The 23,486-nt window shown below is 65.5% G+C and carries 23 protein-coding genes; 9 read left to right on the top strand and 14 right to left on the bottom strand.

Going from position 1 to position 23,486, the window contains the following annotated elements; translation table 11 throughout:
• Positions 1-193: 193 nt before the first annotated feature.
• From H8A92_RS30565 to H8A92_RS30555, 3 genes are all read right to left on the bottom strand, one after another.
• The gene (locus tag H8A92_RS30565) at positions 194-1,081 is read right to left on the bottom strand and encodes a 4-(cytidine 5'-diphospho)-2-C-methyl-D-erythritol kinase (protein WP_229199175.1); all 888 of its coding nucleotides are present in this window, start codon (positions 1,079-1,081) and stop codon (positions 194-196) included.
• Between the two features lie 256 nt (positions 1,082-1,337).
• The gene (locus H8A92_RS30560; RefSeq protein ID WP_229199174.1) at positions 1,338-3,125 is read right to left on the bottom strand and encodes a tetratricopeptide repeat protein; all 1,788 of its coding nucleotides are present in this window, start codon (positions 3,123-3,125) and stop codon (positions 1,338-1,340) included.
• 432 nt (positions 3,126-3,557) lie between these two features.
• A complete protein-coding gene (locus H8A92_RS30555) occupies positions 3,558-5,216 on the bottom strand; it encodes an electron transfer flavoprotein-ubiquinone oxidoreductase (RefSeq protein WP_229199173.1) in 1,659 nt (552 codons plus the stop codon).
• Between the two features lie 193 nt (positions 5,217-5,409).
• On the opposite strand from H8A92_RS30555, the gene H8A92_RS30550 reads away from it, so the two are divergent.
• The gene (locus H8A92_RS30550; protein WP_229199177.1) at positions 5,410-6,222 is read left to right on the top strand and encodes a uracil-DNA glycosylase; all 813 of its coding nucleotides are present in this window, start codon (positions 5,410-5,412) and stop codon (positions 6,220-6,222) included.
• Between the two features lie 93 nt (positions 6,223-6,315).
• Here H8A92_RS30550 and H8A92_RS30545 read toward each other — a convergent pair whose 3' ends face one another.
• From H8A92_RS30545 to H8A92_RS30530, 4 genes are all read right to left on the bottom strand, one after another.
• Positions 6,316-7,821, bottom strand: a complete 1,506-nt coding sequence (locus H8A92_RS30545; protein ID WP_229199172.1) for a glycosyltransferase family 39 protein — start codon at positions 7,819-7,821, stop codon at positions 6,316-6,318.
• A 259-nt stretch (positions 7,822-8,080) separates the two neighbouring features.
• Positions 8,081-8,857: a ribonuclease HII gene (locus H8A92_RS30540; RefSeq protein WP_229199171.1), complete on the bottom strand. Its 777-nt coding sequence runs from the start codon at positions 8,855-8,857 to the stop codon at positions 8,081-8,083.
• A 76-nt stretch (positions 8,858-8,933) separates the two neighbouring features.
• Positions 8,934-9,380, bottom strand: a complete 447-nt coding sequence (locus tag H8A92_RS30535) for a VOC family protein (RefSeq protein ID WP_229199170.1) — start codon at positions 9,378-9,380, stop codon at positions 8,934-8,936.
• A 108-nt stretch (positions 9,381-9,488) separates the two neighbouring features.
• Entirely contained in the window at positions 9,489-10,655 is a 1,167-nt protein-coding gene (locus H8A92_RS30530; RefSeq protein WP_229199169.1) for a PA0069 family radical SAM protein, read from the bottom strand.
• A gap of 164 nt (positions 10,656-10,819) precedes the next feature.
• Here H8A92_RS30530 and H8A92_RS30525 point away from each other — a divergent pair, with 164 nt between their 5' ends.
• Both H8A92_RS30525 and H8A92_RS30520 read left to right on the top strand, forming a co-directional pair.
• Positions 10,820-11,389, top strand: coding sequence for a glycosyltransferase family protein (locus H8A92_RS30525; RefSeq protein WP_163159198.1), 570 nt, complete (start codon positions 10,820-10,822; stop codon positions 11,387-11,389).
• A gap of 191 nt (positions 11,390-11,580) precedes the next feature.
• On the top strand, positions 11,581-12,522 hold the full coding sequence (locus tag H8A92_RS30520) for a bifunctional helix-turn-helix transcriptional regulator/GNAT family N-acetyltransferase (RefSeq protein ID WP_229199168.1): 942 nt from the start codon (positions 11,581-11,583) through the stop codon (positions 12,520-12,522).
• 99 nt (positions 12,523-12,621) lie between these two features.
• Here H8A92_RS30520 and moaB read toward each other — a convergent pair whose 3' ends face one another.
• A complete protein-coding gene (gene moaB / locus H8A92_RS30515; RefSeq protein ID WP_229199167.1) occupies positions 12,622-13,185 on the bottom strand; it encodes a molybdenum cofactor biosynthesis protein B in 564 nt (187 codons plus the stop codon).
• A 178-nt stretch (positions 13,186-13,363) separates the two neighbouring features.
• Positions 13,364-14,299 (bottom strand): KPN_02809 family neutral zinc metallopeptidase, encoded by a 936-nt coding sequence (gene ypfJ, locus H8A92_RS30510; RefSeq protein ID WP_229199166.1) that lies wholly within the window; start codon positions 14,297-14,299, stop codon positions 13,364-13,366.
• Positions 14,300-14,681: 382 nt separating this feature from the next.
• Here ypfJ and H8A92_RS30505 point away from each other — a divergent pair, with 382 nt between their 5' ends.
• The 3 genes from H8A92_RS30505 to H8A92_RS30495 all read left to right on the top strand — a co-directional run bounded on the left by H8A92_RS30505 (position 14,682) and on the right by H8A92_RS30495 (position 17,152).
• Positions 14,682-15,815, top strand: a complete 1,134-nt coding sequence (locus tag H8A92_RS30505) for a site-specific DNA-methyltransferase (RefSeq protein ID WP_229199165.1) — start codon at positions 14,682-14,684, stop codon at positions 15,813-15,815.
• A gap of 187 nt (positions 15,816-16,002) precedes the next feature.
• On the top strand, positions 16,003-16,329 hold the full coding sequence (locus H8A92_RS30500; protein WP_229199164.1) for a hypothetical protein: 327 nt from the start codon (positions 16,003-16,005) through the stop codon (positions 16,327-16,329).
• A 136-nt stretch (positions 16,330-16,465) separates the two neighbouring features.
• On the top strand, positions 16,466-17,152 hold the full coding sequence (locus tag H8A92_RS30495; protein ID WP_229199163.1) for a glutathione S-transferase family protein: 687 nt from the start codon (positions 16,466-16,468) through the stop codon (positions 17,150-17,152).
• A gap of 135 nt (positions 17,153-17,287) precedes the next feature.
• Here the strand turns inward: H8A92_RS30495 and H8A92_RS30490 are convergent, their stop codons facing one another.
• The gene (locus H8A92_RS30490; RefSeq protein WP_420831387.1) at positions 17,288-17,482 is read right to left on the bottom strand and encodes a DUF1127 domain-containing protein; all 195 of its coding nucleotides are present in this window, start codon (positions 17,480-17,482) and stop codon (positions 17,288-17,290) included.
• Positions 17,469-17,912: a nuclear transport factor 2 family protein gene (locus H8A92_RS30485; RefSeq protein ID WP_229199162.1), complete on the bottom strand. Its 444-nt coding sequence runs from the start codon at positions 17,910-17,912 to the stop codon at positions 17,469-17,471. Before H8A92_RS30485 ends, H8A92_RS30490 begins: the two co-directional genes overlap by 14 nt.
• A gap of 151 nt (positions 17,913-18,063) precedes the next feature.
• Between H8A92_RS30485 and H8A92_RS30480 the strand changes: the two genes are divergently transcribed.
• Positions 18,064-18,978 (top strand): LysR family transcriptional regulator, encoded by a 915-nt coding sequence (locus H8A92_RS30480; protein ID WP_229199161.1) that lies wholly within the window; start codon positions 18,064-18,066, stop codon positions 18,976-18,978.
• Between the two features lie 185 nt (positions 18,979-19,163).
• Here the strand turns inward: H8A92_RS30480 and H8A92_RS30475 are convergent, their stop codons facing one another.
• Positions 19,164-19,784, bottom strand: coding sequence for a glutathione S-transferase family protein (locus H8A92_RS30475; protein ID WP_229199160.1), 621 nt, complete (start codon positions 19,782-19,784; stop codon positions 19,164-19,166).
• Positions 19,785-19,965: 181 nt separating this feature from the next.
• Here H8A92_RS30475 and H8A92_RS30470 point away from each other — a divergent pair, with 181 nt between their 5' ends.
• The gene (locus tag H8A92_RS30470) at positions 19,966-21,234 is read left to right on the top strand and encodes a flavin-dependent oxidoreductase (protein WP_229199159.1); all 1,269 of its coding nucleotides are present in this window, start codon (positions 19,966-19,968) and stop codon (positions 21,232-21,234) included.
• 158 nt (positions 21,235-21,392) lie between these two features.
• On the opposite strand, the gene H8A92_RS30465 is transcribed toward H8A92_RS30470, so the two are convergent.
• A complete protein-coding gene (locus tag H8A92_RS30465) occupies positions 21,393-21,812 on the bottom strand; it encodes a PaaI family thioesterase (protein WP_229199158.1) in 420 nt (139 codons plus the stop codon).
• A gap of 68 nt (positions 21,813-21,880) precedes the next feature.
• Positions 21,881-22,993 (bottom strand): A/G-specific adenine glycosylase, encoded by a 1,113-nt coding sequence (gene mutY, locus H8A92_RS30460; protein ID WP_229199157.1) that lies wholly within the window; start codon positions 22,991-22,993, stop codon positions 21,881-21,883.
• A 163-nt stretch (positions 22,994-23,156) separates the two neighbouring features.
• On the opposite strand from mutY, the gene H8A92_RS30455 reads away from it, so the two are divergent.
• Positions 23,157-23,486: DUF721 domain-containing protein (locus H8A92_RS30455; RefSeq protein WP_229199156.1), on the top strand; the 330-nt coding region annotated here is incomplete at its 3' end.

The following is a 23,486-nucleotide window of genomic DNA, read 5'->3' as shown; positions in this document are numbered from 1 at the left end:
CACCCATACTCCGCAGCGGATATTGTGAATGGGACTCGTCGTTCGGGCGTCGCCCAACAATGACTGCTTGTGGTTATGGGTCCCTGCTTTCGCAGGGACGACACCGAGTATGTCACTCGCTCCGCGAGTCATATGGATTCCGGCTCTCGCCTGCGGCGAGCCCCGGAATGACGGATCGAGGATCAGCGCAGTCTCAGCTCAGCGTGCCCGCATGCACCCACCAGCCGGGGTGAGCGGCGCGGAGCTGTTCGCCGGCGGCCTGGGCGTCGGCGTCGGTGGCGAACACGGCAAAGCAGGTGGCGCCGGAGCCCGACATGCGCACCAGGCGAACGCCAGTGGTCGCACGCAGCGCCGACAACACATCGCTGATGACGGGCTCGATACGCACCGCTGGGCCTTCGAGATCGTTGGTGCCGCGCGACAGCGCCGCAATCCAGTCGTCGATCGCGCGGCCGGCGTCCGGCCAGTCCGACGCCTGCATCATCACATCGGTGGCACCGATCAGGAGTTCGCCGTGACGCAGGCCGAGCGCGTTGAAGACGTCCTTGGTCGCAACCGGCACGCGCGGATTGACCAGCACGGCAGGCATTTTCGGCAAATCGAGCGGCAGCAGGCCTTCGCCGACGCCGGTCATGTCGCAGGCGCGCGAGGCGACGCACACCGGCACGTCGGCGCCGGTCTGCAGCGCGACCTCCATGATCCTGCTGTCGTCGAGCGCGAGCTCGTTGAGCCGCGCCAACAGCCGCAGCGCGGCTGCGGCATCGGCCGAGCCGCCGCCGATGCCGGCCGCAACCGGCAGCACCTTCTCCAGCGTGAAGTGGCCGACCTCGAGGTCCACGACGCGCTCGCCGAGCAGCCGCGCGGCCTTGAGCACCAAATTGTCCGACGTATCGCCGCAGGCGTCCGCCAGCGGTCCCGTCATCGAAAGCGACAGCTCGGGGCCCGGCTGCAGCGTGAGACGATCGGCGCAATCGGCAAATGCGACGACACTCTCCAGGTCGTGAAATCCATCGACGCGCCGTCCGACAACCCTGAGCGTCAGGTTGACCTTGGCACGCCCTTCTTCAATCAGCGCCGGCACGGCGACAAACCCCTAAAAAACAATGATCGTGAGCGATTAGCGTAAATCGCCTCACGATCCTATCCCTTTGTTTGGATGGAAATTCCGGGTTTGGCCATGCGCCGGAAGCACACCGCCCGTCATGGCCGGGCTTGTCCCGGCCATCCACGTCTTGCTTCGCGCGCCAGGACAAGACGTGGATGCCCGGGGCAGGCCCGGGCATGACGATCTTTTCCAGAAATTCAGCGCGAAGACGGCGGCTTAGACGCCGCCCGGATCAGCCGCCCTTGCCGTCGTCGTCCTTCTTCTTGTCGGCCGCGGCGGCGTTGGAGGTGTCATCCGGCAAGCCGTTGTCGATCTTGGCCTGGATCTTCGGCAGCTCTTCCGGCTCGGGCTTGAGGTCGCGGGCATGCGCCCACTGGAACTTGGCTTCCAGGGTGCGGCCGACGCGCCAATAGGCATCGCCGAGATGGTCGTTGATGGTCGGATCTTCCGGCTTCAGGTCAATCGCGCGCTCGAGGTTCTTCACCGCCTCCTCGTAATTGCCGATGCGGTAATAGGCCCAACCGAGCGAGTCGACGATGTAGCCGTCGTCAGGGCGCTGATCGACGGCACGCTTGATCATCTTCATGCCTTCGTCGAGGTTGATGCCCTGGTCGATCCAGGAATAGCCGAGATAGTTCAGCACATGCGGCTGCTCGGGCTGCAGCTCGAGCGCCTTGCGCATGTCCGCCTCGGCCTTGTTCCACTGCTTGGAACGCTCCTCGCAGATGCCGCGGTAGTAATAGGTGACCCAGGCATTCTTGTCGCCATTACCGGCCGGCAGCGCATCGATCGCCTGCGAATAGGTGGTGGCGCAGTCGCCGAACTTCTTGCGGCCGCGCTCGATATTGCCGAGCGCCAGGATCGCCTCGACGTCCTTCGGCTGATCGGCAGTGACCTCCTTGAGGATCTTGATCGCCTCGTCGCTGCGGTCGGCGGCGTCGAGATTGGTCGCGAGCTGGATCTGGGCGTTGCGCTTCAGCGGCGAGGACGCCGGCATCCGCTCATAGACCTTGATCGCCATCTGCGGCTTCTTCACCGATTCATAGAGATCGGCGAGCGACAGCAGCGCCAGCGGATGGTTCGGCTGCAGATAGAGCGCGAGCTGCAGATAGACCAGCGCGAGGTCCTCGCCGCCGCGGCGGGTCAGCGTCGCGCCGATGCCGTACAGCGCCTCGGCGGCGCCGGCCTGCGGTGAATCGATCAGCGGCGGCAGCTTCTTGCCGGCCTTGGTCTCCTTGATGCCTTCCAGCACCAGCGGATGACGCGGCAGTTTCTTGTCGAACGCCTCGTACATCGCGGTCGCGGCGGCGGCGTCCTTGTTGCGCGAGGTCCAGCGCGCATATTCGTCGACCGTGCGCAGCATGGAATCGTCGAGCTTGTAGACCTTCTCGAAGCGGGCGCCGGCGTCCTTCTCCTTGCCGGCGAGCTCGTAGATCATGCCGGCATGCAGGTCCTTGAAGATCGGATACCACTCGGGGCCGGTCAGCTTGTCGATCGAGGCGACCGCACCCTTGCTGTCGCCGGCGCCATAGGACGCCCAGGCCGACAGCAGCGTCGCCACCAAATCGGTGATCGGGCCGCGCACCGACTGGTTGATGTTGGACTGCGCGGCGGCATATTTCTTCAGCTTGAGGTCGCGCACGCCGACGACGAGGCGCGCAACGCGGTTGGCCTTGTCCTGGGTCAGGATGCGGTCGGCGAGCTTGACCGCCTCCTCGATGTCGCCGTCGGCGAGCGAGGAGATGAAGGCGCGGTCGAGCAACTCGGAATTCTTCGGGTCGGTGCGCAGCGCGGAGCGGTAGAACGCCGCAGCCGAGGACGCATCGCGCTCGACGCTGGCGTGGCGGGCGGCGAGATAGCTCCCCGCCGTGGTCAGCGACTTGAGGTCGGTCTTGGACGGGAATTGCGCGGCATTGTCGGTCGGATGGTCAGGCGTTTGCGCCGCGAGCTGCGCAGGCACGGCAAGCGCCGCGGCAGCGAGAACGGCAATCGTCAGGCGGTGGAATCGGGTGGACAGCATCACGGTTGCCTTGCTCCAGGGATTTACGCCAAGATGGATTTTACGGCCAAGATCTTGCGATCAGTCTCAAAATGCGAACCCAAGCGGCGGCATCACGGCGAGCGACAATGCCGCTTTTGGCGGTTATCCGCAAGGATCGCCCAAAGGCAAGCCGTGACGAATCAATTGGCAGATTAGGCCTTTAGGCCCGCCGATCCAGCCACCCCACCGCAAGACGCTCCCACTATGGCGGTATCGTGACCGGGCCCGGCATATTCGCGCGCGGACGCAAAAAGCGCCGGATACTGACGCCGCGGCCCCCTGTTCCGCGTCTCCAGATATATCCGACGGTGCGACCCGCCGCTTCCACATGACAGAGGCCACGCAAGGGGTGCGACAGGTTGGCGGCGGCCTCACGCAAATGTGGTCGGCCGCCTTGACCTCACCCTGGCCTTACATCGCCTCGTAGTTCGGACCGCCGCCGCCCTCCGGAGGGACCCAGGTGATGTTGCCGTTGGGATCCTTCACATCGCAGGTTTTGCAGTGGACGCAGTTCTGGGCGTTGATCTGGAAGCGCGGACCTGCGGATTCCTCGACCCACTCATAGACGCCGGCCGGGCAATAGCGGTTGGAGGGACCCGCGAACACGTCGTGCTCCGAGGTCTTCTGCAGGTTCATGTCGGCGACCTTGAGATGGACCGGCTGGTCCTCCTCGTGGTTGGTGTTGGACAGGAACACCGACGACAGCTTGTCGAACGAGATCTTGCCGTCCGGCTTCGGATAGGCGATCGGCTGATGCTGCTTGGATGGATCGAGCGTCTTGCGGTCCGGCTTGGCGTGCGACTGGGTGCCGAACAGCGAGAAGCCGAGCGTGTTGCACCACATGTCGAAGCCGGACAGCGCCATTCCGAGCAGATTGCCGAACTTCGACAGCAGCGGCTTGGCGTTGCGGACCTTGAACAGGTCCTTGCCGATCGCCGACGAGCGCCACGCATTTTCGTATTCGACGACTTCGTCATTGGCGCGTCCGGCGCCGAGCGCGGCAGCGACGTGCTCGGCGGCGAGCATGCCGGAGCCCATCGCGTTGTGGACGCCCTTGATGCGCGGCACGTTGACGAAGCCCGCCGCGCAGCCGATCAGCGCACCGCCCGGGAAGGTCAGCCGCGGCACCGACTGGTAGCCGCCCTCGGTGATGGCGCGCGCGCCATAGGCCAGCCGCTTGCCGCCCTCGAACACCTCGCGGATATCGGGATGCGTCTTCATCCGCTGGAATTCGTCGAACGGCGACAGATAGGGATCGTTGTAGTTCAGATGGACGACGAAGCCGACCGCGACGCGGTTGTCGTCGTAATGATAGAGGAACGAGCCGCCGCCGGTCTTGTCGTTCAGCGGCCATCCGAGCGTGTGCTGCACCCAGCCCTTCTTGTGCTTCGCCGGATCGATCTGCCAGACTTCCTTCAGGCCGATGCCGAATTTCGGCGGCTCGGAGTTGGCGTCGAGCTTGAACTTGGCGATCAGCTGCTTGGACAGCGAGCCCCGCGCGCCCTCGGCGAACAGCGTGTACTTGCCGAGCAGCTCCATGCCGCGGGTATAGGAATCCTTGTGGCTGCCGTCCTTGGCGATGCCCATGTCGCCGGTGGCGATGCCGCGAACCGCGCCCTTGTCATCATAGAGCACCTCAGTGGCGGCAAAGCCCGGATAGATCTCGACGCCGAGCGCTTCCGCCTTCGGCGCCAGCCAGCGGCAGACATTGCCGAGCGAGCCGATATAGTTGTGATGATTGTGCATCAACGGCGGCATGATGAAGTTCGGGATGCGGAACCAGCCTTGCGACGTGGCCCAGTAGAAGCGATCCTGCTTGACCTGCGTCTTCAGCGGACAGTCGGCATCCTCGCGCCAGTCGGGCACCAGCTTGTCGAGGCCCGACGGATCGATCACCGCACCCGACAGGATGTGCGCGCCGACCTCGGAGCCCTTCTCCACCACGACGATCGAGAGCTCCGGATTGAGCTGCTTGAGCCGGATCGCAGCCGACAGGCCCGACGGGCCGGCGCCGACGATGACGACGTCGAATTCCATAGACTCGCGCGGGGGAAGGTCTTCAGCACTCATGATCTTTGATCTCAGCCCATTGAGAACGCTTCTAAGCTTTTCAAAAATCGTTGTTTCCGATTTTTGACCGCAGGACAACCATGGAATTGCGCTTCGATGGCTTTGCACCGTCCGGATACCGCAGAGAATAATCTTTTCCGAAAACCGCCCTCCACTTTTCCGGTCGATGCTCTAGATTGCGCCCATGATGGCCCTGCCGCCCGAGCCCACCCCTACACTGCAGCAATTGCTCGCCTTTTACCTCGAGGCCGGGGTCGATTGCGCGCTTGGCGACGTGCCGGTCAACCGGTTGGAAGAACCCGAACCGGTTCCCCCGCCCGCCGCGCCGCGGCCGCCGGTTGCGCTCAATCCGCTGCGCCCCCCGCCGATGCCTTCAGTTCCGCGCAGCGAAATCACCGTGGCGCCGGAAGCCGCGATCGCCTCCGCACGCGAGGCTGCGCGGACGGCACCGACGCTTGAAGCCTTGCGCGCGCTGATGGAGGCGTTCGACGGCTGCGCGCTGAAACACACCGCGACCAGGCTGGTGTTCGCCGACGGCAATCCGCAGGCGCGCGTGATGTTCGTCGGCGAGGCGCCGGGCCGTGAAGAGGACATCGAGGGCCTGCCCTTCGTCGGCCGCTCCGGCAAGCTGCTCGACCGCATGATCGCGGCGATCGGGCTCGACCGCAGCAAGGCCTATATCGCCAACGTGATCCCGTGGCGGCCGCCGGGCAACCGCACGCCGACGCCGCAGGAGACGCAGGTGTGCCTGCCCTTCATCCAGCGCCATATCGAGCTGGTGAATCCCGACGTGCTGGTGACGCTCGGCAATCCCTCGACCCAGGCGCTGCTCGGCACGCGCGAGGGCATCATGCGCACGCGCGGCAAATGGGTCGACTACGACACCGGCACGCGCACGATCCGTGCAGTCGCCACCTTCCACCCGGCCTATCTGTTGCGTTCGCCGTCCTACAAGCGGCTGTCGTGGCAGGATCTGCGCGCGATCGCGAAGGTGCTTGCTTCGTAACTTCGTAGGATGGGTAGAGCGCAGCGAAACCCATCATTCGCGCGCGGGTATAAATCGATGGGTTTCGCTGCGCTCTACCCATCCTACAGATCATTACCCCTTCGGCCGCACGATCGCCCAGCCGATCCGCAGCACCGGCTGCCGTCCATTGACCAGCCGATCGAACGAGCGCGGCACTTCCGGCACCAGGCCAGGGAAACGTTGCGCGAGTTCGGGCGGCGGCGTGCCGGCGGTGTCCTGCGCGCGCCAGACCACGACGCCGCCGGTCTCGTTGAACTTCGTGACCGACAGCCAGGGCGTCCGTTGCGGCGCGGCGTCGAGCAAGAGATGCGGACGGCGCCCGTTCATCGCGATCAGGCTGGCGAGCTCGGGATCGCCGGCCACGGCACGCAGGCGCTGATTGGTGCGGCGCTCATAGCTGTCGTCGAAGAAGCGCCCCATTGCGGCCGCCGGCAGTGAGGTCGGCACCTCGGTGGTGCTGGTCCAGGGCAGGAACAGCGCCGCGGCCAGCGCGAGCGCGGCGGGTGCCGCGACCGCGAAGGCCCAGACCGAGCGCAACAGCCGCTGCCGCCGGAGCGGGATCAGATCGCCGGTCGCGACGACGACGGCAAGCCCCGACATCAACAGCGCCACGCCGGCGCCGCCGAAGGTGCGGTCGAGATCGAACAGGCCGGAGACGAAGCTGCTCACGATCGCAGGCGCAAACGCGAAGAAATAAACGAATTGCTGCGCCAGCGGGCTGACCGGCGGACGGTAGATGATCGGCGCGTCCTCGTTATCGCGGGCGAACCAGCGCGAATTGAGGATCGCCAGCAGCGCGATCGCGGCCGTCGCCACGATCAGCCCGCCGAGCACGACGCCCCAGCGCAGCGCGCGCGCCTTGAGATCGGCGAGCGCAGGCAAGGCCGGCAGCGCCAGCACGCCGGCGCGGATGAGCCAGATCAGATAGGGCAGCGCCAGCACGATGATGACCAGCAGCGCATAGAGCGGATCGACCGCGCGCAGCGTACGCCGCCCGCGCTCGGTTGCGACCGCAAAGCCGACCACGAGCAGGATCATGCCGATCGCCGCCGGCGTGGTCAGCAGCAGCAAGCCGCAATCGATCGACCAGGCGAACCAGGCGCTGCGCCGGTTCTGCCCGATCAATTGCCAGGAATGCAGCAGCAGCAGCGCCCACAGCGGACGCGCCAGGATCAGCGGGCCGAACTCGACGCTCGGCGAGGAGAACACCACGACCGTCATCGACAGCAAGACCGCCAGCACGCCCTGCGGGCCACCGACGATGGCGCGCGCCAGCTGGTAGAACGCGATGAAGGTGACGATCTCGCAGACCTGCGCCAGGAGATAGACGCCGAACACGTGATTGCCGGCGGCACGGAACGCAATGTCGGAAAGCCAGAACGCCAGCGGCGGCCCCATGTCGGTGCCGACCTGATACTCGCGGCCGAAGGCAAGGATGGTGGCGAGGTTGCCGGGCGGGCTGCCGTAGAAAATCAGCGGCAGCAACAGCCAGATCGCGGCCTGCACCAGCACCACGACCCAGACCACGAGGCGCGGCCGGGCGCGGATCAGTTCGACAACCAGGGAGGTAAACCGCATGAAACGCCTGAAATGCCCCAGCCGCGCGCATCCTGCGGCACAGACTGATCCCGAGGGTTTTGATAAACGGCGGCGGCGGTGGAGGCAACCGGCGTCGGATGAGCTCACGGTGCAAAGTCAAATACAGGTGTCATGCCCCGCGAAGGCGGGGCATCCAGTACGCCGCGGCTTCTCGATCGAAAACCGCTGGCTCTGGAATACTGGATCGCCCGGTCGAACCGGGCGATGACAGTGGTGAACGGGCGGGCGCCTTCGCGAACTACGCCGCAGCCGACGCGGCCGTTTCGCTCTCCGTGTCCACCACGAACAGGTCGGGCTCGTCGGGAGCCGGGAAATGCTTCAGCCGCGCGGCCACCACGGGCGCGAAGAAGCTGCGGTGATGGGTGCTCGGACCGAGCCGGTCCAGCGCCTCGAGGTGCTCGGGGACACCATAGCCCTTGTGCTGCTCGAAACCGTAGCCGGGGCAATCCAGCGCCAGCGCGCACATCAGGCGGTCGCGCGTCACCTTGGCGATGATCGAGGCCGCGGCGATCGAGGCGACGATGCCGTCGCCGCCGATCACGGCGTCGCAGTCGCAGGGCGTCGCGAGCTTGTCGCGGCCGTCGACGAAGACGTGCTTCGGCATCTCCGGCAGCGCATGCACCGCGCGCGCCAGCGCCCACAGCGAGGCACGCAGGATATTGTCGCGATCGATACGCGCCGGCGAGGCCACCGCGACCGAGAACGCGGCGGTGGCGCAAATCTCCTCGAACAGTTCCTCGCGGCGCTCGGCGGTCAGCCGCTTCGAGTCGTCGAGCCCCTTGGGAACGCGATTCGGATCCAGCACCACAGCGGCGGCAACCACCGGGCCTGCCAGCGGGCCGCGCCCGGCCTCGTCGCAGCCGGCGACCGGCCAGACGCCGCGCTTGATCAGCGCGCGCTCGCGCCGGAAGCTTGGCCGAGTCACGGCGATGACGCGCTTGGCCGGCACGGCCGGTTCTGCCGACTTCTTCCTCGACACGCTCTTTGATGCGCTTTTGGACTTATCCCGAATCATGCGGCGATCGTGATCAAGCAAGGCCCCCGGCGCAACCGGGAACCCGCTTCCCTTCCCCGCTATTCAATCCATCTCTCTAATCCGGGATCGACACCCGCCCGCTAACGAGAACCTCAAAACCCGGCGCGCGCACCACTTCCCAGGCGTGACCGTCCGGATCGCCGAAATAACCGCAGTAACCGCCATAGCTCGTCGGCTGGGCCGGCTTCAGCAATGTCGCGCCCTTCGACAGCGCGAACGCCATCACGCGATCGACCTCCGCATCGTCGTTGCAGTTCCAGGCGATCGCGACACCGCGGAATGCTGAAGGCCGCGGCTGATCGGGCAGCCCGGCGTCAGCGGCGAGCAGATGCCACGGGAACAGCCCGAGCACAGTGCCGCCGGTCTCGAAGAAGGCGACCTCCTGACCGGTCGCGCGCATCTTTCTGGTGAATCCGAGAGACTCGTAGAAGGCGATGCTGGCGCGCATGTCGCCGACGCCGAGCGTGAGGACGGTGAAGCGTGCGGTCGGGGCGTTACTCATATTTTACCTTTCCCGTCATTGCGAGCGAAGCGAAGCAATCCATCGTACCGCATATGCCGAAGCATGGATTGCTTCGTCGCTCCGCTCCTCGCAATGACGTCCTTAGCCTCAGAACAGACTGAGCTGCTGCCCGCTGCGCTTCGGCTTGGCGAAGTGATCGGTGGTCAGCTTGGTGCGCCGCTTGTTGAGGCCGAGCTTTTCGCAGGCGATCTCGAAGCGGCGGCCGATCATCCAGGCCATCGGGCCGGTGCCCTTCATCCGCGTGCCCCATTGCGAGTCGTAATCACGGCCGCCGCGCATGTCGCGGATCAGCGTGAAGACGTGGCGGTAGCGGTCCGGATAGTTGGCCATCAGCCATTCGCGAAAGAGATCGCGGACCTCGAGCGGCAGCCGCAGCAGCACGTAGCTCGCCTCCCTGGCGCCGGCATGCACGGCGGCATCGAGGATGCGCTCGATCTCGGAATCGTTCAGCGCCGGGATCACGGGCGCGACCATCACCGTGGTCGGGATGCCTGCATCCGCGAGCCGCTTGATCGCCTCGAGCCGTTTCGGCGGGGTCGAGGCGCGCGGCTCCATGGTGCGGGCGAGCTTCGGGTCGAGCGTCGTCACCGAGAGCGCGACCTTGGCGAGATTGCGCTTGGCCATCCGCGCCAGGATATCGATGTCGCGGGTCACCAGCGCCGACTTGGTGACGATGCCGACCGGATGGCCGGCGCGCTCCAGCACCTCGAGAATGCCGCGCATGATTTTCCGTTCGCGCTCGATCGGCTGATAGGGATCGGTGTTGGTGCCGATCGCAATCATCCGCGCTTCATAGTCGGGCGCAGCCAGCTCCTTCTCGAGCAGCGCGGGCGCGTCCGGCTTGGCGAACAGCTTCGATTCGAAGTCCAATCCCGGCGACAGGCCGAGATAGGCGTGGGTCGGCCGCGCGAAGCAATAGACGCAGCCATGCTCGCAGCCGCGATAGGGATTGATCGAACGATCGAAGCCGATGTCCGGCGAATCGTTTCGGGTGATGACCTTGCGCGAGGTGTCGAGCGCCACGCTGGTCGAAAACGGCGGCAGGTCTTCAAGGCTCTGCCAGCCATCGTCGAAGGCAACCCGCGCCTCGGCCTCGTAGCGGCCGCTGGCGTTGGACTGCGCGCCGCGGCCCCGCCGCCGCTCGCGCTCGATCGCGACCGCAAGCTCGGGGAAAGGGGTGGGTGCACCCGCCGGGTTATCGGAGGGCGCCGTTACCGGCGGGTGCTTGAGGGCATGAGAGGATGCTCGGCTCATGTTCCGAAGCTAACACAGCACGAGAACAAATCAAGAACATGAGCGGAGAAATTCCACAGAACCTTGCTACAAAATTCTGCAGGCGAACAGGCTGCTTTGAATATGACAAGGTGATAACACGGCCGGAGTTTCCTGAACCGTTCGAGCCATCGAAGCCTCAAATCATGCTGAGCGTGATCATTCCAACCGACGGGGTCGAGCGCACCGCGGTCGCGACATTGGCGGCGCTGGTCCCGGGCGCGGCCGCCGGCGTGATCCGCGAGGTGCTGCTGGTCGACCGCACCAATACCGACATCATGGAGCGCGTGGCCGACGTTGCCGGCTGCGGGTTCCTGCGGTTCGAGGGCACGCGCGCCGCGGCGCTCGCGGCGGGCGCACGGCAGGCGCGGTCGCCCTGGCTGATGTTCCTGCATCCGGGCGCGGTGCTCGATGCCGGCTGGATCGAGGAGACCACCCAGTTCATCCAGATGGTGGCGGCAAGCGGCAAGGACCGCGCCGGCATCTTCCGCTACGCCCGCGCGCCCTATTCCGATCCCGGCCTGCGCGACGGCCTCAAATTCGTCGCCCGCATGATCACCGGCCCCTCGGCCGAACAGGGCCTCCTGATCGCGCGCGACCACTACGAGCGGATCGGCGGCTACCGGCCGGACGCGCGCCGTTCCGAAGCGCGCCTGCTGCGCCGGCTCGGCCGCTCCTCTCGCACCATGCTGCGCAGCCGGATCATGGTCGCGTGAAGTCCTGCCTCCGAAGCAATCGATGAAATAGGGTTCGCCAAGCGCCGTCATGCCCGGCCTTGTGCCGGGCATCCACGTCTTTGCTTCCATCACGCCGGAAAGACGTGGATGGCCGCGACGAGCCCGACCATGACGAAAACAGGAACGCTTCGGTCTTGCATATTATTTGATTCCGTCAAATAATATGCTTGATGAAATCAAATTCCCATGATGCGGCCCTCGAGGGCCAGGTTGCCGCGGTCCGCGGCTTCAGCCGGTTCTACACCCGCAAGCTCGGCATCATCGAGCCGAAGCTGCTGCACTCGACATTCACGCTGCAGGAGGCGCGGATCATCTACGAGCTCGCGCATCGCGAAAATTGCACCGCGACCGATCTGGTGCGCGATCTCGACCTCGATGCCGGCTTCGTCAGCCGCACGCTGGCGACACTGCAGCGCCGCCAGATCGTGAGCCGCAAGCCGTCGAAGGCCGACAAGCGCGTCAATGAGGTGGCCCTCACCGCCAAGGGCCGCACTGCGGCCGCGGATCTCGACAGTCGCTCGCGCGACGAGGTCGGCGCGCTGCTGAAGCAGATGGACAGCGACCGTCGCGCCGCCGTGGTGCGCGCGATGGGCACGATCGAGCAGTCGCTGGAGCGGCCGGCGAAAAAACCGGTCGGCTTCCTGTTGCGCAGCCATCGCGTCGGCGACATGGGCTGGGTGATCTCGCAACAAGGGCGCGTCTACGCGGAGGAGTATGGCTGGGACATCAGCTACGAGGCGTTGGTGGCCGAGATCTGCGCGCAGTTTCTGCGATCGTTCGATCCGGCCTGCGAACATTGCTGGATCGCGGAGATCGACGGCGAGCCGGTCGGATCGATCTTCCTCGTCAACGGCGGCGATGGGGTCGCCAAGCTGCGACTGCTGGCGGTGGGGGAGAAGGCGCGCGGGCTCGGCGTCGGCCGCGCCCTGGTCGAACAGTGCATCCGCTCCGCGCGCGAGATGGGCTACACGAAGATGACACTGTGGACCCAGAGCATCCTGGTCGCTGCGCGCGGCATCTACGCCCGCGCCGGCTTCCAGCGGGTGAAGGAAGAGAAGCACCACAGCTTTGGCGTCGACCTGGTCGGCGAGACCTGGGAGCTGGAGCTTTAAGGCGTTACCCCCTCCATTTTCGTCATTCCGGGGGCGCGCAGCGCGAGCCCTCAGATGCGCGATTGCGCATCGGGGAATAACGGTGGAGCGACGTAGCAGCTACGCGCTCGCCCCTTTTGCCTTCAGGCGGCGCAGGTGCTCGTCGAGCCGCGGCATGATCTCGACGAAATTGCAGGGCCGCGTGCGGTAGTCGAGTTGCGCAGCGAGGATGCCGTCCCAGCCGTCGCGGCAGGCGCCGGGCGACCCGGGCAGGCAGAAGATGAAGGTCGCGCCCGCAACACCCGCGGTGGCGCGGCTCTGGATCGTCGACGCCCCGATCTTGGCGTGGCTCAGCATGTGGAAGGCGATCGAAAAGCCGTCCATGCGCTTCTCGAACAGCGGCTCGACCGCCTCCGGCGTCACGTCGCGGCCGGTGAAGCCGGTGCCGCCCGTGGTGATCACGGCGTCGACGCCCGGATCCGCGATCCAGCGACGAATCACGGCACGGATCGCCTCGACATCGTCGGTAACGATCTCGCGCGCCGCCAGCTTGTGGCCTGCCGCGGTGAGACGATCGGCGAGCGTAGTGCCCGATTTGTCGTCCGCCAGCGAGCGGGTGTCGGAAATCGTCAGCACCGCGATGTTGAGCGGGACGAAGGTTTTGGATTCGTCGATTGAAGACATATTGTTCGCACCTCTCTCCCACCCACCGACGTCATCCTGAGGTGCGCGCGAAGCGCGCCTCGAAGGATGGGCCGCGGGCTCCGTCATCCTTCGAGGCTCGCCGAAGAGGCGAGCACCTCAGGATGACGCCACCGGCAGCGGACAACATATATGTCGTGCCACCGAAAGCAGCTGCCCCCTACCCGCCGCCGAACGTGTTGCAGGCCTGCACGGTGCCCTGCTGGTAGCCGGTCATGAACCATTGCTTGCGCTGCGCGGCGGAGCCGTGGGTAAATGAGTCCGGCACCACCCTGCCCGTCGCCTGCCGCTGCAGCGTGTCGTCGCCGATCGCATTCGCGGTGGTCAGTGCGGCGTCGATGTCGCCAGCCTCGAGGAAGCCCGGCCGCTTCTTCTCCTCGCGGTTGACCCAGACGCCGGAGAGGCAATCGGCCTGCAGCTCGACCTTGACCTGCAGCGCGTTGGCCTCGGCCTTGCTTCCGGCCTGCTGCTGCAGCCGGTTCACGCGCGGGATGATGCCGAGCAGGTTCTGGATATGGTGGCCCGCCTCATGCGCAATGATGTAGGCCGCGGTGAACTTGCAGGCATTGCCCGAGCAACCGCGGAAGCGCGTCTCGACCTCGCGGAAGAATCCGGTGTCGAGGAAGATGGTCTTGTCCGGCGGGCAGTAGAACGGCCCCATCGCCGACTGCGCCATGCCGCAGCGGCCGCCGTTGGTGGCGTTGCGGAACAGCACGATTTTCGGACCGGTGTAGCTCTGGCCGCTCGCCTGGAAAATCTCGCTCCAGCGATCGTCGATCTCGCCGAGGATGCCCGAGATCATGCTGCCCATCTCGTCGGTCGGCGCGCCGCGCTTGGCCTGCCCGCCCGACGACTGCCGATCGGTCTGGTAGCTCGGCGCCTGGCCGCCGCCGGTGAGAATCTCGGCGCCGCCGATCAGGATGCGCGGGTCGATGCCGAAGGCGTAGCCGAGCAGGCCGAGCACGATGACCGTGCCGATGCCGAGCCCGCCACCGCCGCCCATCGGAATCCCGAAGCCGCCACCACCGCCGCCGCCTCCGCTGTCGTCGCGACGGTCTTCGATGTCGTCGCTGCGACGGAAATCATCATAGCGCATGGCGGCTTCCCTTCATTCCAGTCGGCGACCCAATGCGGGACACACCAACTTAAAATTTCCATTCTGTTAATCAATATCCTGCCCGGCAAAAATTGCCTAGTCCGGAAGACGCGCATCCCTTGCAGTGCGAACGGCCGCGCGCGACGGCGAATTTACCGGTCGAATCGTGCCGGTTTGATGATCCGCAAATTTTTTCGCCGAACGCGCTGATGTTGCAGCACAACGCGAACCACAATGCGTCATGCCGCGCAAAAGACGCTGCAATCTTTTGCATGAAGATTTCCAATTAAGTCGATTTTTACTTTGCCGGGTCAATGTGGCCCCAGTCGGTTGTTTAGTCCCGCGTCGCCGACAGCGTCGCCTGAGTCAGAGTTCTTGAGTCATGGTAGTGTCGCGTCGCGGGGCGTCTGCAAGGGCGCCCCGCACTAAATTTGAGAGTGCCCCGTCGAGCCACATCGTCATTGGCGATTGCGTGGCCGAGTTGTCGAAGCTTCAGGCCGGCTCGGTCGACCTGGTCTTCGCGGACCCTCCCTACAATCTGCAGCTCAAGGGCGATCTCAAGCGCCCCGACGAATCGCACGTCGATGCCGTCAACGACGACTGGGACAAGTTCTCGTCGTTCGCTGCCTATGACGATTTCACCCGCGCCTGGCTGCTCGCCTGCCGCCGCGTGATGAAGCCGTCGGCAACGCTGTGGGTGATCGGCTCCTATCACAATATCTTCCGCGTCGGCGCGATCATGCAGGACCTCGGCTTCTGGCTCCTGAACGACATCGTGTGGCGCAAGTCGAACCCGATGCCGAACTTCCGCGGCCGCCGCTTCACCAACGCGCACGAGACCATGATCTGGGCCGCGCGCGACGAGAAGGCCAAGGGCTACACTTTCAATTACGAAGCCCTGAAGGCATCCAATGAGGACGTGCAGGCGCGCTCCGACTGGCTGATCCCGCTGTGCACCGGCGAGGAACGCCTCAAGGGCGACGACGGCAAGAAGGTCCACCCGACGCAGAAGCCCGAACAGCTGCTCGCCCGCGTGCTGCTGTCGTCGTCGAAGCCCGGCGATCTCGTGATCGATCCGTTCAACGGCACCGGAACGACAGGCGCGGTCGCCAAGCGCCTCGGCCGCAACTATATCGGCTTCGAGCGCGACCGAACCTATGCCGCTGCCGCCGAAGCCCGCATCGCCGCGATCGAGCCGCTGCCGGCCGAGACGCTGGCCCCGTTCATGACCGCCCGCGAGGCGCCTCGGGTCGCGTTCTCCGAACTGATCGAGCGCGGCATGATCATGCCCGGCGCCAAACTGGTCGATGCCAAGAAACGCCACGGCGCATTGGTGCGCGCCGACGGCGCCATCATGCTCGGCGACAAGGTCGGCTCGATCCACCGCATCGGCGCGGTGGCCCAAGGCTCCGGCGCCTGCAACGGCTGGACCTTCTGGCACGTCGAGACCAAGAACGGCCTGCGGCTGATCGACGAGCTGCGCGCCGAGATCCGCTCCGAGATGGCGGTGGGCTGAGCAGCCCTGAACTCACCTCCCTCGTCATTCCCCGATGCGCAATTGCGCATCTGAGGGCGCCGCAAGGCGGCGAACCCGGAATGACGAGTGAAGAACGATGACATCGTCTTGAACGTGGGCCACCTTGTTGCGCCGTGGCGGCGGGCCTACATTGACCGCGTCACTCGCCGTTTCGATTGGTCGCCCGATGCGAAGACAATCCGAGACATTGCTGCTGGTGCCGCTGCTGCCGATCTTCCTGCTCGGCATGTTTCCGATGCTGCTGATCGGCCTGCTCGGATTCTTCGGCCTGATCATTTTCGGCATCCTGCTCGTCTGCGTGGGACTGACGCTCGCCCTCGAGGCGCATGGCGAGTTCAATGAAGAGGTCATCGTCCACGGTTTTGCCCGTGGCTCAGAGCGCGCGACGCAGGTCTCACACCTGCATGCGGCGACCCGCTCCGCCGCCGTGCTGGATGCCGCGGGAATTGCGCTGGTGGTCGCGGGTATCCTGGGCTTCTTCTGGGTCGGCTGACCAGCGCGCCACGCGACCCTGATTCACAAACTCGCCGCTTGCGCAGCGCAGCAAAATTTGTGCATGAGGGGTTCGTCCGCGGCCTTCCCCGTCGCGTCCCGATCTCGCCGGTCACAAGAACCAAGGGAGTCCCTTCATGATCAAATTCTATTTCAATGGCGCGCCGAACCCGAACAAGGTCGCACTTTTCCTGGAAGAATCCGGACTGCCGTTCGAGGCGATCCCGGTCGACACCCGCAAGGGCGAGCAGTTCGCGCCGGAATTCCTGAAGGTGAATCCGAACGGCAAGGTGCCGGCGATCGACGATGACGGCGTGCTGGTGTTCGACAGCAATGCCATCCTGCTTTACCTCGCCGAGGAGAACGGCAAGTTCCTGCCCGCCAACACCCCGGCCAACCGCGCCGCAACGCTGTCCTGGCTGATGTTCATCGCAACCGGCCTCGGCCCGTATTCCGGCCAGGCGGTGCACTTCAAGCATTTCGCGCCGAAGGACCTCGATTACGCCAACAACCGCTACCAGTACGAAGCGCATCGCCACTACAAGATCCTCGACGACCACCTGGCGAAACAGCGCTACATGGTCGGCGACAGCTACACGATCGTCGACATGGCGTTCTGGGGCTGGGCGCGGATGGCGCCGTTCATCCTCGGCGAGGAAGGTTACGCGAAATATCCGAACGTGAAGCGGCTGGTCGACGAGATCTCGGCGCGGCCGGCGGCGGCGCGGGCGATCGCGCTGAAGGACAAGCACACCTTCAAGGCCGAGATGGATGACGCGGCGCGCGACATCATGTTCGGCCATCTCAAGGCCAAGGTGGCCTGACGCACGTCGTCATTCCGGGGCACGCGCAACGCGCGTGAACCCGGAATCCTTTTCCATCATCTCGAGATTCCCCGATCCGCGATTGCGCATCTGAGGTTCGCACCGGCGCGCGTCCCGGAATGACAAGAATTCTTGTTAAGGCGGCCAGTACGACCTGCGCCCGTCGTCACTGCGACGATGGCAGATATCTGCGCGGCAGACGCCGATGTCCTGCAACTCGCGTTCGCTCATGGCGGCGAGCTGCCGCCACGAGCGCCGGTCCTCGCGCCATTCCCCGAACCAGACCGGCGCCGCGGCGACTGCGGCAATCAGTGCTTCAACCCGCCGCACGAACCTCGCCGGCCGGAAACGGACCGAGGGCCTTCTCGGTCAGAACCGAGTCGCAATATTCCCTCACCTCCTTGATCCTGCCGCCGTCGAAGCGGAACACCAGGCAATAGTCGTTGTCATAGCGCTGACCTTGCTTGGTGAGGTTGTTGCCCTTGGCCTCGACCACGACGATGTCGCCGTCGGCGATGATGCGATGGGCGACGGTGCGACCGCGCTCGACCAGCCTTGAGCGGACATGGCCGTGCAAATCGTTCATGATCGATTGCTTGCCGGTGAAGGTGCGCGACCAGGAATATTGCCCGGTCACGGTCCAGGTCGCGTCATCGACAAGCGTTGCCATGAACAGCGATTTCTCGCGCACCGCGGGATCGGGACTACCCGCGATCACGAACATCTCCTGCACCAGTTTCTTGTTGTCGGCTGCGCTCATGGCGCGTCTCCTTGCGATGGGTTGGCTTTGACGTGAAGCGTTCCGCACGCGAGACGCTGTTCCGCTTCGCGTGAGATCGCCCTGCCTTCCAATCCTGCGGCCTGGATCCGTATTCTTCCAATCGATAGGTGATATGATATATATTCACCTGATGAATTTGAATTCGCTTGACCTCAATCTGCTGGTCGCGCTCGACGCACTGCTGCGCGACGGCAGCGTCAGCCGCGCCGCGCTGCGGCTCAATCTGTCGCAGCCGGCGACCAGCCACGCGCTGCAGCGGCTGCGCGACCTGATCGGCGACCCGCTTTTGGTGCGCAACGGCGCCCGAATGGAGCTGACGCCGCGGGCGCAGGCGCTGCGCTCGCCGTTGGCACAGGCGCTCGACCAGGTGCGCACGCTGTTCGTGTCCGACGATTTCGACGCCGCGCGCAGCGAGCGGCATTTCCGCCTGATGATGCCAGACCTGGCGGTCGAGCTGCTGATGCCGCCGCTGATGGAGAAGGTGACGCGGCTCGCGCCCCACGTCACCATCGACGTGGTGCCGTGGCGGAGCTCCACGATCTTCACGCCGGACTTCGGCCGCACCATCGATCTCGTGATCTCGATCGGCAATTCCTTCAAGGGCTTTCACCGCCAGCGGCTCTACACGGACATCGATGCGCTCGCGGTGCGGCGTGGCCACCCTGTGGGAGCGAAGCTGAAGAAGCGCGACGCGTTCCTCGCCGCGCGGCATGTCGCCGTGATCATCCGCGGCCACAACGAGGATCTGATCGACACCTGGCTGCGCGCCAAGGGCATCGAGCGGCGGATCGCGCTGGTCGTGCCGGGCTATATCGAGGCGCTGCACGTCACCGCACGCACCGACCTCGTCGCCTTCGTGCCGCGCCGGCTGATCTCGGCGCTGGCGAAACAATTGTCGCTGGTGATCGTGACGCCGCCGCTCGATCCCGGGATCGACGAACAGCATATGTTCTATCCGACGCGGGCGCAGATGGACCCCGGCTCGATCTGGCTGCGCCGGCTGATGCTGGAGACGGGACGGGAGCTGGAGACGGGGAAAGTGTAGCCCGGCTCCATCCAACAGTCGTCCCTGCGAAAGCAGGGACCCATAACCACCGCTACTTGTGATGAGGACGGCAGCGGCCCCAGCGTGGCACAATAACTGCGATTTGGGGTTGTGGGTCCCGGCTCGCGCTTCGCTTGGCCGGGACGACATCGAACTTTTGCAACACCGAGTTTTGTTTTTGGCGCCTACGCCTTCTGCTCCGCCAGCACCTTCTGCACCGCCGGGCGGCTGTCCATCGCGGCGCGATGGGCCTTCACCTTGGGCAGGGTCGCGATGTCGACGCCGTCGCCGTCGAGCCAGAGGGTCAGCGTGTAGAGATAGGCGTCGCCCACCGTGTAGCTGTCGCCCATCACCCACGGCCCCTTGAGCATGTCGCGCTCGATCAGGTTGAAACAGGCGCCCATGGTCTTCGGGACCATCGACTTCATGTCGGCGAACGACGTCTCCTGCGTCGCCCAGCGCGCGCCGCGCATCTTGTGGGCGTGGCAGACATGCACCGTCGAGCAGAGATAGGAATTGAAGGCCTGCAGTTTGGCGAACTCGAAGGCGTCATCGAGCGGCGCGAGGTTCGCCTGCGGGAAGCTCTGCGCGATGTAGGCCAGCATCGCCGGGGTCTCGGTCAGCACGCCGCGGTCGGTCACCAGCGTCGGCACCCGGCCTTTCGGGTTGATCTTGAGATATTCCGGGCTGTTCTGCTGGTTGTTCTTGAAGTCGAGCCGCTCGACCGCGTAGGGCGCGCCGGCTTCGGCCAGGGCGATGTGAGAGGCGAGCGCACAGGTGCCGGGGGCGGTGTAGAGCTTGAGCATGTCGATGTCCTCTGCGGGCCTTGTCGGTTCGTTGCGAACCCGGCCCAGGCTTTTTATGGGATGCGTCGGACGTTAGCGTTGCTGCCGTGGGCCGTCCATCCCCACCCAATCTCGCAAGGTTTCGCGGTTGCCCACAGCAGGGCCGCCGTGCGATGACCAAGGCCAATCGAGAGGGCTTTTCATGACGGTGCTCATTGCAGGTGGCGGAATTGGCGGGCTGACGCTGGCGCTCAGCCTGCACCAGATCGGCGTGCCCTGCCGCGTGTTCGAAAGCGTGCCTGAGCTCAGGCCGCTCGGCGTCGGCATCAACGTGCTGCCGCATGCGGTGCGCGAATTGATCGAGCTCGGCCTGCACGATGTGCTCGACGCGACGGCGGTGCGCACCAGCGAGCTCGCTTATTTCTCCAAGCACGGCAAGCCGATCTGGCGCGAGCCGCGTGGGCTCGAGGCCGGCTATAAATGGCCGCAATTCTCGATCCATCGCGGCCGGCTGCAGCAGCTATTGCTCGATGCCGCCACCGAACGGCTGGGCGCCGCGAACATCCTGACCAGCCATCACCTCACCGGCTGGACCGAAACGCAGGATGGCGTGCGCGCCGAGTTCATCGACCGCGCCACCGGCAAGCTCGCCGGCAGCTACGAAGGTACGGTGCTGATCGCCGCCGACGGCATCCATTCGGCGGTGCGCGAAAAACTCTATCCGCAGGAGGGGCCGCCGATCTGGAACGGCCGCATCCTGTGGCGCGGCATCACGCGGGCGAACGCCTTCCTCACCGGCCGCACCATGATCATGGCCGGCCATGAGATCCTGAAATTCGTCTGTTACCCGATCTCGAAAGAGGCCGGCCCCGACGGCAAGTTCGACATCAACTGGGTCGCCGAACGGCACATGCCGCCGACCTATCAGTGGCGCCGCGAGGACTATAACCGCACCGCAAAACTCGATGAGTTCCTGCCGTGGTTCGAGAGCTGGAATTTCGACTGGCTCGACGTGCCCGGGCTGATTGGGAACTGCCCGCATGCCTACGAATATCCGTTGGTCGATCGCGACCCGATCGCGCAATGGACCTTCGGCCGCGTCACGCTGATGGGCGACGCCGCGCACCCGATGTACCCGATCGGCTCCAACGGCGCCTCGCAGGCGATTCTGGATGCGCGCACGCTGACGCGCGAGATCCTGGCGCATGGCCCGACGCAGGCGGCGCTCGTGGCCTATGAAGCCGAGCGCCGGCCGGCGACGACTGATCTTGTCATGCTGAACCGCCGCAACGGCCCCGAGCAAGTGATGCAGCTGGTGGAGGAGCGCGCACCCAACGGCTTCGGCGTCGTCACCGAGGTGTTGTCGCAGCAGGAGCTGGAAGACATCGCCGCCAACTACAAGCGCGTCGCCGGTTTCCAGGTCGAGGGGCTGAACGCCAAGCCGCCGATCGTGCAGCGGGCGGGCGCATAAGTGCTGCGCAGCTTCAAGCCGCTTTCTATTCTGTCACCCTGAGGAGCCGCGCAGCGGCGTCTCGAAGGGTGCACGGCCCGGCCAGTGGCCGTCGACCCTTCGAGGCTCGCCCAGCGGCGCAATTGCGCCGCAAGGACTGGCTGTCGCGCGAGCAATCCCTACCGCAGCGCCCGTGCCGCTTCCACCAACCGGATGCTGCTCGTCGCCGTCGCGAGCAGCGTACCCTCGGCCGAGGTCAGCCGCCCCTCGACGAAGGCGATGGTCTTGCCGAGTTGCGTGACGGTCGCCTCGCCGATGATCGGTCCGGGCTTGGCAGGCGCAAGGAAATTCACGGTCATCGTGATGGTCGTGGTGAAAAGCCTGCCCTCGGTCATCACGAACACCGCCGGCCCCATCGTGTCGTCGAGCATCGAAGACAGCATGCCGCCCTGGACGAAGCCGGCCGGATTGCAGAAGTCCTGCTTGCCGTCGAAGACGATCTTGATCCAGCCCTCCTGCGGGCGTGCATCGACAAGATGCCAGCCGAGCAGGTTTGCGCAGGGCGGTCTCGGGATGTTGTCGAGCGCGGTTGCAATCATGGCGACCTCCGTTGTGCCGGAGGTGATAGCCGGGCGCTGCTGCCAGCATGGTGTCAGCAGGTCATCCTTCAGAGGTCGAGCCCGTGCGTGATGACCTTGCGCATCACGTTCGGAAACGCCTCGCCGTCGAGCGTCGCCACCGGCACCCAGCGCATGCCGTCGGGCGCGCGGGTTCGTGACGGAACACTGGCCGTATAGACGACGAGCTCGAGCGGAAAGTGCGTGAACACGTGGGTGACGACGCCAGTCTTGCGGTGCCAGCGCGTGACGCCCTTGAGTTCCGGCGCCTGCGCCAGCGCCGCGGCATCCTCTTGCCCGGCGAGCCATTGCGATCCCGGCACCTCGGTCATGCCGCCGAGCAGACCCTTTTCCGGGCGCGAGCGCACCAATAGCTCGCCGCCGCGCGTCACCACGAAGGCCGCGCCACGACGCAGCGCGCCGCTCTTCTTCGGCGCCTTGCGCGGGAACGTCTCCTGGTCGCCGCGGATGCGGCCTGTGCAATCGTCATTCAGCGGACACAATGCGCAGGCCGGCTTCTTCGGCGTGCAGATGGTGGCGCCGAGGTCCATCAAGGCTTGCGCACTGTCGCCGGCGCGAGACTTCTCGTCGCCGGCCCGAGATGGGCCGAGCAACGTCGCGGCCATCTCCTTGATCAGCGGCTTGGCCTGCGGCAGCGCCTCCTCGATGGCATAAAGCCTAGTGACCACGCGCTCGATATTGCCGTCGACCGGCATGGTGCGGCGGTCGAAGGCGATGGCGGCGATCGCAGCCGCCGTGTACGCCCCGATGCCGGGCAGCCCGCGCAGGCCGTCCTCGGTGTCCGGAAACACCCCGCCATGGTCGTCCATCACCGCAACCGCACAGGCGTGCAAATTGCGCGCGCGCGAATAATAGCCGAGCCCGGCCCACATCCGGAGCACGTCGTCGAGCGAGGCGCGGCCGAGCGCGGTCACGTCGGGCCAGCGCGACATGAATTTCTCGAAATACGGCCCGACCGCCCGCACCGTGGTTTGCTGCAGCATGATCTCCGACAGCCACACCCGATACGGATCAGCCCGCTCGCCTGCTGCCGCGCGCCATGGCAGCGTCCGGCGATGCCGGTCGTACCAGGCGAGCAGCCGCGCCGGACGGGCGGTCTGGTGGTCGGTCGGTTTGGTTTTGGCGGCCGCGCGGGAGCTCATGGGCCTACCTTAAGGTCACTGATCCAATCCCTCCACGTCATGCCCGGGCTTGACCCGGGCATCCACGTCTTTCTTTGTACTGTTCGTCCAGGCGTGATGACCGGGACAAGCCCGGGCATGACGGCCGGAGCGTTCCCTACCGCAGGATGCTATAACCCCTCCCATGTCCAGACCCGGCCCGATCAGCGCAAAGCCCCTGTCGATCCTGCTCAGCGACGTCTTCACCGACGCCTACGCCAAGCAGGGCTTTGCCGCGCGTGAACTGGTAACGCGCTGGACCGAGATCGCCGGCGACCGGATCGCGGCCTATTGCGAGCCCATGAAGATGCAGTGGCCGCGCCCGGTGGAGGGGCAGCCGCAGGAGCCCGCGACCTTGGTGCTGCGGGTCGAAGGGCCGATGGCGCTGGAGATCCAGCACTCCTCCGATGTCATCCTGGAACGGGTGAACCGCTTCTTCGGCTGGCACGCGGTCGGCCGCCTGACGATCCGCCAG

The sequence above is a fragment of the Bradyrhizobium acaciae genome, from assembly GCF_020889785.1.
Classification (GTDB): Bacteria; Pseudomonadota; Alphaproteobacteria; order Rhizobiales; family Xanthobacteraceae; genus Bradyrhizobium; species Bradyrhizobium acaciae.
Note: the sequence above shows the minus strand (reverse complement) of the source record. Positions and strands in the feature narration are given on the sequence as shown.

Excerpts from the sequence above, each read along its gene's own strand:
- H8A92_RS30560 (WP_229199174.1), bottom strand. The coding sequence starts at position 3,125 with ATGCTGTCCACCCGATTCCACCGCCTGACGATTGCCGTTCTCGCTGCC.
- H8A92_RS30555 (WP_229199173.1), bottom strand. The coding sequence starts at position 5,216 with ATGAGTGCTGAAGACCTTCCCCCGCGCGAGTCTATGGAATTCGACGTC.
- H8A92_RS30545 (WP_229199172.1), bottom strand. The coding sequence starts at position 7,821 with ATGCGGTTTACCTCCCTGGTTGTCGAACTGATCCGCGCCCGGCCGCGC.
- H8A92_RS30540 (WP_229199171.1), bottom strand. The coding sequence starts at position 8,857 with ATGATTCGGGATAAGTCCAAAAGCGCATCAAAGAGCGTGTCGAGGAAG.
- H8A92_RS30535 (WP_229199170.1), bottom strand. The coding sequence starts at position 9,380 with ATGAGTAACGCCCCGACCGCACGCTTCACCGTCCTCACGCTCGGCGTC.
- H8A92_RS30530 (WP_229199169.1), bottom strand. The coding sequence starts at position 10,655 with ATGAGCCGAGCATCCTCTCATGCCCTCAAGCACCCGCCGGTAACGGCG.
- H8A92_RS30525 (WP_163159198.1), top strand. The coding sequence starts at position 10,820 with ATGCTGAGCGTGATCATTCCAACCGACGGGGTCGAGCGCACCGCGGTC.
- H8A92_RS30520 (WP_229199168.1), top strand. The coding sequence starts at position 11,581 with ATGAAATCAAATTCCCATGATGCGGCCCTCGAGGGCCAGGTTGCCGCG.
- moaB (WP_229199167.1), bottom strand. The coding sequence starts at position 13,185 with ATGTCTTCAATCGACGAATCCAAAACCTTCGTCCCGCTCAACATCGCG.
- ypfJ (WP_229199166.1), bottom strand. The coding sequence starts at position 14,299 with ATGCGCTATGATGATTTCCGTCGCAGCGACGACATCGAAGACCGTCGC.
- H8A92_RS30505 (WP_229199165.1), top strand. The coding sequence starts at position 14,682 with ATGGTAGTGTCGCGTCGCGGGGCGTCTGCAAGGGCGCCCCGCACTAAA.
- H8A92_RS30500 (WP_229199164.1), top strand. The coding sequence starts at position 16,003 with ATGCGAAGACAATCCGAGACATTGCTGCTGGTGCCGCTGCTGCCGATC.
- H8A92_RS30495 (WP_229199163.1), top strand. The coding sequence starts at position 16,466 with ATGATCAAATTCTATTTCAATGGCGCGCCGAACCCGAACAAGGTCGCA.
- H8A92_RS30485 (WP_229199162.1), bottom strand. The coding sequence starts at position 17,912 with ATGAGCGCAGCCGACAACAAGAAACTGGTGCAGGAGATGTTCGTGATC.
- H8A92_RS30480 (WP_229199161.1), top strand. The coding sequence starts at position 18,064 with ATGAATTTGAATTCGCTTGACCTCAATCTGCTGGTCGCGCTCGACGCA.
- H8A92_RS30475 (WP_229199160.1), bottom strand. The coding sequence starts at position 19,784 with ATGCTCAAGCTCTACACCGCCCCCGGCACCTGTGCGCTCGCCTCTCAC.
- H8A92_RS30470 (WP_229199159.1), top strand. The coding sequence starts at position 19,966 with ATGACGGTGCTCATTGCAGGTGGCGGAATTGGCGGGCTGACGCTGGCG.
- H8A92_RS30465 (WP_229199158.1), bottom strand. The coding sequence starts at position 21,812 with ATGATTGCAACCGCGCTCGACAACATCCCGAGACCGCCCTGCGCAAAC.
- mutY (WP_229199157.1), bottom strand. The coding sequence starts at position 22,993 with ATGAGCTCCCGCGCGGCCGCCAAAACCAAACCGACCGACCACCAGACC.